Here is a 2,899-nt window from a genome sequence, read left to right as displayed (position 1 = left end):
CATGGGCAATCGGACACCGCCTGTCTGGACAACGCGCTGGAGCTGCTGCTGGCCGGCGGCTATCCGCTGGCGCACGCGGTGATGATGCTGATCCCCGAGGCCTGGGCCGGCAATCCGCTGATGGATCCCAAGCGCAAGGCTTTCTACGAGTACCACGCGGCGCTGATGGAGCCATGGGACGGCCCGGCCGCCGTGGCGTTCACCGATGGACGCCAGATCGGCGCGACGCTGGATCGCAACGGCCTGCGCCCGGCACGCTTCGTGATCACCGACGACGACACGGTGATTATGGCCTCCGAAGTCGGCGTGCTGCCGGTTCCGGACGAGAAAATCGTGCGCAAGTGGCGCCTGCAGCCCGGCAAGATGCTGCTCATCGACATGGAGCAGGGCCGGATCATCGAGGACGAGGAGATCAAGCGCAGCCTGGCGGGCGCCGAGCCCTACGCCGACTGGCTGGCCGACACGCAGTTCAAGCTCGAGGACCTGTCCGAGGTTGAGGCCGCTCAGACCGTGCCGGCTAACGACGAGGCCCAGCTCCTCGATCGCCAGCAGGCCTTCGGTTACACTCAGGAAGACCTGCAGGTGTTCCTGGAGCCGATCGCCCAGACCGGCGAAGACCCGATCGGGTCGATGGGCACCGACACGCCGCTGGCCGTGCTCTCGCGCCGACCCAAGCTGCTCTACGAATACTTCAAGCAGAACTTCGCCCAGGTCACCAACCCGCCGATCGATCCGATCCGCGAGGAGTTGGTGATGTCGCTGGTGTCGATGATCGGGCCGAGGCCCAATCTGCTCGGCCGCCACGCCGGTTCGCACAAGCGCCTCGAGGTCGCCCAGCCCATCCTCACCGACGAGGACCTGGCCAAGATCCGCGGCATCAGCCAGTTGCTGGACGGCGCCTTCCGCACCGCCACACTCGACGCCACCTGGCCGGTTGAAGCCGGCGCGCCCGGTCTTGCCGAGGCGCTGGCCCGGCTCTGCCGCGAAGCCACCGACAGCGTGCTGGCGGACATGAACATCCTGATCCTGTCGGACCGGGCCGTCTCGCCCGACCGGATCCCGATCCCCGCGGCGTTGGCCACCGCGGCTGTGCACCACCACCTGATCCGCCAGGGGCTGCGCATGCAGACAGGCCTGGTGATCGAGACCGGCGAAGCGCGCGAGGTGCACCACTTCTGCGTCCTGGCCGGCTACGGCGCCGAGGCGGTGAATCCCTACCTGGCGTTCGAGTCGCTGGAGCAACTTCGTGTGCGCAACGGCCTGAAGGCCAGCGCCTACGACGTGCGCAAGAACTTCATCAAGGCGGTCGGAAAGGGCATCCTCAAGGTGATGTCCAAGATGGGCATCTCCACCTACCAGTCGTACTGCGGCGCGCAGATCTTTGACGCCGTCGGCCTAAGCACCGACTTCGTCGAGCAGTTCTTCACCGGCACGGCGACGACCATCGAGGGCGCTGGCCTGCGCGAGATCGCCGAAGAGGCGGTGCTGCGCCATCGCGACGCCTATGGCGACGCGCCGATCTACCGGACCATGCTGGATGTGGGCGGGACCTACGCCTATCGCCTGCGCGGTGAGGCGCACGCCTGGACGCCCGATTCGATCGCGCGGCTGCAGCATGCGGTGCGCGGCAACGTGTCCGAGGAATACCGGGCCTACGCCGAGGCGATCAACGTGCAGAACGAGCGGCTGCTGACGCTGCGCGGCCTGATGCGGCTGAAGCCGGCCGAGACGCCCGTGCCGCTCGACGAGGTCGAGCCGGCGGCCGACATCGTCAAGCGTTTCGCCACAGGGGCCATGAGCTTCGGCTCGATCAGCCGCGAGGCGCACACCACGCTGGCCGTGGCGATGAACCGTATCGGCGGCAGGTCCAACACCGGCGAGGGCGGCGAAGAGGTCGACCGCTTCAAGCCTCTGCCGAACGGCGACAGCATGCGCTCGGCTATCAAGCAGGTGGCCTCGGGCCGCTTCGGCGTCACGGCCGAGTACCTGGTCAACGCCGACGACATCCAGATCAAGATGGCCCAGGGCGCCAAGCCCGGCGAGGGCGGCCAGTTGCCGGGCCACAAGGTCGACAAGAACATCGCCGCGGTGCGCCACTCGACGCCGGGCGTGGGCTTGATCAGCCCGCCGCCGCACCACGACATCTATTCGATCGAGGACCTCGCGCAGCTCATCCACGACTTGAAAAACGTCAATCCGGGCGCGCGGATCTCCGTGAAACTGGTCTCGGAAGTGGGCGTGGGCACTGTGGCTGCGGGCGTCGCTAAGGCGCGCGCCGACCATGTGACCATCTCCGGCTACGAAGGCGGGACGGGGGCGTCGCCACTGACCTCGCTGACGCACGCGGGTTCACCCTGGGAGATCGGCCTCGCCGAGACCCAGCAGACCCTGCTGCTGAACGGCCTGCGCACGCGCATCGCCGTGCAGGTGGACGGCGGCCTGCGTACGGGCCGCGACGTGGCGGTCGGCGCGCTGCTGGGGGCCGACGAGTTCGGCTTCTCGACCGCGCCTCTGATCGCCAGCGGCTGCATCATGATGCGCAAGTGCCACCTGAACACCTGCCCGGTGGGCGTGGCGACCCAGGACCCGGTGCTGCGCGCGCGCTTCACCGGTCAGCCCGAGCACGTGATCAACTACTTCTTCTTCGTGGCTGAAGAGCTGCGCGAGATCATGGCCGAGCTGGGCTTCCGGACGATCAACGAGATGATCGGCCGGGTCGACCGCCTCGACATGCGCGAGGCCGTCGATCACTGGAAGGCCGGCGGGGTCGACCTGTCGAAGCTGCTCTATGCGGCGGCTCCCGAAGGCGCCAAGGGCCTCTGGAACATGGACCGCCAGGACCACGGTCTGGGCAAGGCGCTGGACAACACCCTGATCGCCGACGCCATGCCGGCGTTGG

Annotated in this window: 1 protein-coding gene; it reads left to right on the top strand. The window is 67.9% G+C overall.

Translation table 11 applies throughout. The annotated features are described in order from the left end of the window. The coding region (gene gltB / locus Q8R27_RS10485) for a glutamate synthase large subunit (RefSeq protein WP_305698972.1) at positions 1–2,899 on the top strand (2,899 nt) is incomplete at both ends.

This window comes from Phenylobacterium sp., from assembly GCF_030697305.1.
In the GTDB taxonomy this organism is placed as follows: domain Bacteria; phylum Pseudomonadota; class Alphaproteobacteria; order Caulobacterales; family Caulobacteraceae; genus Phenylobacterium.
The sequence above is the reverse complement of the archived record's forward strand: the minus strand, read 5'-3'. Positions and strand labels throughout refer to the sequence as shown.